Source organism: Micromonospora sp. I033, assembly GCF_053890995.1.
Map to the genome: position 1 here is coordinate 1 of NZ_JBSSLX010000265.1, position 7000 is coordinate 7000.

General features: G+C 76.9%; 3 protein-coding genes. All 3 read right to left on the reverse strand.

Features of this window, described 5'->3' with window-relative positions; genetic code table 11:
- Window positions 1–2933: eCIS core domain-containing protein (locus tag ACW0Q9_RS27740; protein WP_456186249.1), on the reverse strand; the 2933-nt coding region annotated here is incomplete at its 3' end.
- 75 nt (window positions 2934–3008) lie between these two features.
- On the reverse strand, window positions 3009–6086 hold the full coding sequence (locus tag ACW0Q9_RS27745; RefSeq protein WP_456186251.1) for a DUF6519 domain-containing protein: 3078 nt from the start codon (window positions 6084–6086) through the stop codon (window positions 3009–3011).
- 1 nt (window position 6087) lies between these two features.
- A partial coding sequence (locus tag ACW0Q9_RS27750; RefSeq protein ID WP_456186253.1) for a hypothetical protein occupies window positions 6088–7000 on the reverse strand: 913 nt, incomplete at its 5' end.

The following is a 7000-nucleotide window of genomic DNA, read 5'->3' on the forward strand; positions in this document are numbered from 1 at the left end:
ACGCCGGCCTCGACGGCCTCCCGGGCGGTGCGGGACGCGCCGGCCTCGGCGCCCCGGGCGGCCCGGCTCGCGGCGAGGGCCGCCTCGTCGCCCAGGCCGAGCATCCGTCCGGCCAGCCCCTCGACCCGTTCGAGGAACCCGGCGGCGAACCGGAACCGGCTGAGGAAGCCGCGCGCGGCGCCGATGCCGCGCATGAGCGGCCCGCGCAGCGGGCGCAGCGCCCGGCCCAGCACGCCGAGCAGCTCGCCGCCGAGGTCGAGGAAGCGCAGCAGGTAGACCAGCAGTGTGCGCAGCCCCGGCTCGACGGCCTTCAGGGCGGCGTAGTTGCCGGCGCTGAAGTAGATGATGGCGGCCTGGAGCAGCAGGAACCCGGCCACGAAGCCGATCTTCCGGCCCAGCTCGAAGTCGGGCAGCATGATGAATTCGAGCAGCGCGTCGGCGGCCCGCGCGCCGAGCGACTGGGCGCCGGCCACCATGGCCGCCCAGGCGTCGCCGAGGAGCTGGGCGAGCCCGCCCACGCTGGCGCCCTCGCTCTGCACCTCGCCGCGCATGTCGGTCTCCAGCGTGGCGGGGTCGACGTCGGCCTCCACCCCGCCGGCCGCCGCCTGCGCCAGGGCCCCGGCCGGCAGCGCGGCGACGATCTGCGCGTCGGTCGGTTCGCCGGGCACCGCCGCCAACTCCACGGCGGCGCCGCCCGCCCCGCCGCCGGCCGTTGCCGGGCCGGCGGAGGCGACGGCCGGATCGGCGGTGGTGGTGGGACCGGCGGTGGCGCTGGTCGTCGCGGTGGGGCCGGTACCGGCCGCCGCGGTGAGCCCCGAGGCCGCCACCGCGCCGACGCCGGGCGCCGTGGCGGCCACACCGGACGCCGCCGGTCCGGAGCCGACCCCGCCGCCGGTGACGGGGGCGGGGATCGGCGGAGCGGTGCCGGGAACCGCCGGAGCGGTGGCCGCGGCCGGCGAGGCCGCGGTGGGTGTCGGCGCGGCGCCGCCGGCCGGCCCGGCGGTGGCCGGCGGGCCCCGGACCAGGGCCATGCCCGGGGCGTACGACTGGACCACCCGCGCCACCGCGCGGGCGGCGGCCACCAGGAGCTGGGCCAGCATGAACAGCAGCCGGAACGGGTCGATGATGCCGTCGACCACGCCCTGCACGATGCCCCACGCCATGCCGGCCACGAAGGACACTCCCCCGCCGGCGGCCAGGTTGGCGATCTTGTTGCTGGCGTCGATGCGCTGCTGGTCGCCGATCCGCTCGCCGTAGCGGAGCTGGGTGAGGAAGCCGACCACGCCCTCGCGGAGCAGCGCGCCGAGCGGGCCGAGGCCGGTGAGCAGGGTGGGCAGCGCGCCGATCGCCACGATGAGCAGGTCGAGCACGAAGTTGATCACCGGCGGCTTGAGGTCGTCCGGGCAGAGCAGCCAGATCACCGCGCCGATGACGACCGGCAGCATGAGCGGGTTGGCCACCACCACGGCCAGCCGGACCAGGAAGTCCAGAATGGGCTGGAAGATGGCGACCAGCGCGTCGAACACGGCGTGCAGGGCCTCGGTCAGCCCGCTGAACCCGCCGCGCGCCCAGGCGGCCAGCCGGGTGAACTGGTTGGCCACCCCGGTGAGCAGTGTGGACACCGCGGTCAGGCAGGTGCTCGCGCCGAACGCGCCGAGCACCCCGCTCATCGCAGTGCCGACCTGCCCGGCCACGTCGGCGAGCCAGGCGGCCGCGGCGGCCAGCGTGCCCGCCGCGCCGGTGACCGCGCCGATCACGGTGGGCAGGATGCGCTCCTGGAGCACCTGCCGGGCGGCGACCAGGATCTCGCGGGTGTTCCAGTTCTCCCAGAGCCAGGTCAGGCCGTCCCACAGCGGCGGCAGCACCTGCGTGAGCACCACGACCGGGCCGAGCGGGGAGAGCAGGACCAGGATGCCGCCGACCACCATGAGCGGGGTACGGATCGGTTCGATGGTGGCCCGCAGGCGTTCCCAGGCGGTGTTCGCGAGGTTGCCGAGCCAGCTGCGGGCGCCCTCGGTGCTGTCCCAGGCCAGCCCGAACTGGGTGCAGAGCCAGTCCCAGGCGTAGGACGCGCCGGCACGGATGGGCGCGGTGAGGTCCCAGAGCCAGCCGCCCAGCCGGGTGAAGGACTCCCAGACCGCGCCACCGGCGGCGCCGAGCAGGTCCAGCGCGGGGACCGCGAGGTGGTCCCAGAGGCCGGTGAAGAGCTGGTTGACGGTGTCCGCGGCGGTCCGCAGGTTCCGGATGATCGGGCCGTCCCACTCCTGGAGGGCGGCCACCACCGGGCGCAGCAGGGCGCCGACGGCCGAGCGGGCGGCGCCGCCGAGCCGGGCCTGGACGTCGCGCACGCCCTGGGCGAGCCCGGTGAACGTGGACTCGATGGCGGACATCGGGTCGAAATCGGCGAGGCCGGACAGCAGCCGGCCGAGCAGCGCGTTGACGCCGGTGCAGAGCAGCTCACGCAGCCGGACCAGCGCGCCGCCGCGGAGGAACTCCAGCAGGCCGGGCGCGAGCCGGTCGACGACCGCGGAGGCCGCCTCCAGGGCGGTCCCGGCGATCTCCCCGCCCACGTCGAGGGCGGTGTCGAGCGCGCCACGGCCGAGGGCGGCGGCGTCGCTCGCGGTGTCGGAGACGAACCGGCCCGCGGCGGTGTCGGCGAGCGCGAAGCACTGCACACCGAGCGGCGCGGACCGGACCGGGGCAGCCGGTGGGCCGCGACCGGGGTGCTCGGTGGCCGCGCCGGCCGGGGCGGGGGCGCTACGGGCCTGCTGGCGGACGTGGGCCAGCTCGTGGGCGAGCACCAGGTCCCGGCTCGGCCCGGCGCCGGCACCGAGGACCACGTGGTTGCCGTACGTGAAGGCGTGCGCCCGCCGCTCCTTGGCGGCGAGCTTGGCGGCGAGGCCGTCGTGCAGGCGTACCCCGGTCAGGTCCATGCCGAGCGCCGGCTCGTAGCGGGCGCGTTCGGCCCCGGTCAGCCGACCGGGCCGGCTCGGCCGCCTCCGCCACCCTCACCCGCTCACGTTCCCCTCGTCGCGCCACGCTCCGGTGCCGTCGACCAGCGCCGGGCCGGTGGTGCAGACATTGTCGCGCGCCACCCACAGCGCGGGCGAGCCCGACGGGCCGGGAACCACGCGGATGCCGAGCACGGTGCCGTCGAAGGTGTTCGCGGCGGCGACCGCGTGCGGGCCGAGCCGGCCGGCGCAGAGCAGGCCCTGCACCGGGTAGCCGGGCTTGCCGTCGGCCAGGTCGACGACGTTGGACGACACGTCGAGGCGGTGGCAGTCCCCCACGTACACGCCCTGGTGCAGGAAGGCGGTGGCGGCCCGCGCCGGCGGGGCGATCGTGTTGCCGGTGATCCACACTCGGCGTACCGACTCCCGCTCCTCGTCGGGGTCGCCGAGGGCGACGCTGATGCCGGTGAGCACGCCCGTGACGGTGTTGTCGCGGACCCGTACGTCGGCGGCGGTGGTGCCGGCCACGGTGATGCCGGCGGTGGCCGTGGCGGCGGTCGCGAAGTCCTCGGCGACCCGGCGCAGCCAGGCGGCGAACCGGGTGCGATCGTCGAAGAACCGGGAATCCGGGTTGTGCCGGACCAGGTCGTCGCGGACCACGTCCTGGAGTTCCTCGACGGTCCTGATCTCCTGGTCGCCGAGGTACGCGGTCCAGCCCTTCGGGTCGTCGATCTCGGAGCCGAAGCGCAGGTTGCGGGTCTCCACCAGCGACGACCAGCCCTTGCGCAGGCCGAGTCCGTCCTCACCGGCGAGCAGCGGGTGCACGGCCCGGCGGGCGATCCGGCGGGCGAAGCGGGGGTCGCTCAGCCACTCCAGGAACCGCTTCTCCGGGTCGGCGCCCGGGTCGCCGGTGGCCACCACGTCGCAGCCGAGCACGTCGGTACGCCGGCTGTCCAGCACCAGCACACCGGTCTGCGCGTGGCCCGCCTCAACCCGGCAGTCCCGGACCACGGCGCGCTCCACCGGCCGGCCGCCCTCGGTGCCGTCGCCGCGGACGGTGATCCCGCTCGCCACGGCGGCCGGAGCGTCGCCCATCTCGGCGTGGACCCGCTCGACGAGGACCAGGCCGGCGCGCTGCACGTCGAGGGCCCCGTTGCGCTGGTCGCTCTCGGCCGGCACGGCCGCCACGGACAGGTCGCGGACCTGCACCTCGCCGCAGTCGGTGAAGCGCAGCGCCGACTCGGCGGTGGAGACGATCCGGGTGGCGGAGCCGACCCCGGTGACCAGCACGCAGGACACCCCGGAGAGCACCGCCGGCTCGCTCAGGGTCCACTCCCCCGCGGTCAGGCAGAGCGCGAGCGCGGTGACCCCGGACAGGTCGGCGAACAGCTGCACCAGGTCGGTCTCGGGGCGGACCACGAGGCAGACCGTGCCGCCCTCGTCGCGGCGGCCGGTGACCCGGATCTCGGCGTCGATCGGGTTGTCGGCGTCGTCGAGCCGGACCGCGGTGAGCACCCGGGTGGTCGGGCCGGTGCTGGGCAGCAGCCAGCGCACGTCGATCTGGCCGCGGGCGTCGGTATCCAGGACCACCTGGGCCGGGTCGGCGGCGGTGGGTACGCCGGTGGCCAGGTGCCCGTCGACGGCGGTGAACCGGACCCGCGCGCGGTGCACCGGGCGGCCGCCGTTGCGGACCACCACCCGCACCGGCTCGGGCAGCGGCTGGCCGGGCGGTGCCTGTTGCCCGTCGCCGCCGAGCAGGTCGAGGGTGACCAGGTCGGTCAGCGGCGGGGTGAGCCGGCGGCAGTCCTCGTCGAGCGCCCAGCGGCCGGCGCCGCCGACGGTGGTGCGGCGGAGGATGCCGAGCACCGCGACGTGGTGCACCGGCCCCAGTGGCGGGCGGGCGAGCGGGTTGCCGAGGCCGTCGGTGGGCCAGTCGATGGTGCCGGAGAGGGCGCTGACGCCGTAGACCAGGCGGACGGTGCGGGCGGGGATCAGCCAGTGGTCGCCGACCCGGAAGTCGCCCGCGCCGAAGCGCACCTCGATGCCGGCGTCGTCCAGCTCGTCGGGGCTGGCGTTGGCGACCTGGGCCGGGCCGTCCCAGCGCCGGACGATCGGGGTGCGGCCGAGCGCGGCGAGGTTGGCCGGGGCACCCGCGGCCCACGTCACCGGCAGGGCCGTCCCGTCCGGGGCGCCGGCGGTGGCGAGGTGGCCGGGCCGGCCGTGCAGCTCCCGGTCGGGGCTGGTCACCTCGACGAGGTCACCCTCCCGGAAGGACAGTTCCTCGTCCCGGCCGACCCGGTCCAGGCTCAGCTCGGCGTCCATCCCGGCCGCCGCGGCGGCCGCCGAGGGCGGGCCGATGGCGGTCAGCCCGGCCACCACGCTGCCGTTCTCCCGGGACCAGAGGTAGCGGGCGGTGCCGTCGGTGGCCACGTCGTGCACCTGGACGCGGTAGAGCTGGTTCTCCAGCCGCCGGTAGCCGCCGGAGCCGCTCAGCCGGCACGGGTCGGCGGTCGGGTCCACCTCGCGCAGCGCGGCGGTCATGGTCGGGGCGGTCCGGTCACCCCACAGCGGGTCGACCACGTCCGCGCAGGCGGTGCCGGCGGCCACCTTGACCAGCCGGACCTGCCAGACCGTCCGCGCCCGGGTGGTGGTGTCCGGGCCGCCGAGGGCGGCCTCCCGCAGCCGGGGCGCCTGGTCGGCGGTGACGTGCTGGTCGGCGACGTCGAGCAGGACGGCGTACCGGCCGTCGGCGGTGGGCTCGGGCAGCCCGGGCAGGTCGCCCACCTTCGGCAGGTAGGGCTGGTCGGCGAGCTGGTGGCCGGCCCCACCGCCGGCCGGCGGGGCGGCGTCGACCAGCACCCCGTCCACGTAGTAGCGGCCGGGGGTGATCCGCAGGTCGGGCCAGGCCGTCGCGGTCGGGGTGGCGCCGGCGGTGTCCACCACGGCGAAGCCGGCCCCGTCGAGCGGCCCGCCGGCCGCGCCGACGACGTCGCGGGTCCGCTCCTCGTCGTGCCAGGCGGTGATCTCCGTCTGCTCGTTCCACTCGGCGTCGAGCAGCATCCGGCCCTGCTGCAACAGCACCTGGCGGTAGCCGTCGCGCGGGTCGAACGTCCAGCGGGTGAAGTCTCCCTGCACGTCAACTCCCGAAGATCCCGAGCTCGATGCCGACCGGCCGGTAGGGGTCGAGCTGCCGCTGCGCCGCCCGGAGCCGCAACGGTCGCCTGAGGTGGTGGTGCACGCCCGGCTCGGCCCGGTCCTCGCCGCCCTCCCGGATCGTGGCCGGGCAGGATCCGGCCAGGGCCGGGTACGCGGGCGAGGCCGGGTCGGTGGCCGCGTACACCGGGAGCGGGCCGGGTTCGCCGTCGGCCGGTACGCAGCGGTAGCGGCGCGGGGTGCGCGAGCCGGGGGCGACGTAGCTGAACCGCAGGCAGCCGACCTGCCGGTGGGCCACCGCCACCGGCCCGTCCAGGACGCAGCTGCTGGCGTCGAGGCTGCGGACCCGGACCGCGCCGCGCACGGTGCTGCCCTCCAGGCAGGCGTGCACGCCCTCGCCGGTCAGCGCGGTCCCGCCGCCGGCGGTGGCGTCGAGCACGCAGGTGTCCACGGTGGTCATGGGCACAGTGGCGGCGAGGGTGACCGCGCCGGCCACCACCCGGCTGAGCCGCAGCTGGAGCCGGCTGTTCGGCCGGCCGGCGGCGGACTCGACGCGGACCGCGCCGGTGACCGTGGCGTGCGCGACGGTGAGGTGGCCGAGCTGGCCCGGCGCGACCACCACGTCGCCCTCGACGAGCAGCCCGTCGACGACCACGCTGCTGCCCGGCTCGCCGGTGATCCGCAGGCTGCCGCGCAGGTGCGGGCGCAGCCCGTCGGGGGCGTACCGGCCGGGGACGGGGGCGAGCACCTCGCCGTCCGGTCGGCGGCGGGTCGGCCAGCCGGCGGCCACCAGCACCAGCCGGGTGCCGGCGGGCACGGTCACTGCGACGTCCCCGGGGTAGCTGGCGCTGTCGGCGACCGAGACGACGTAGGTCCCGCCCCGGGTGGGGCTGCCG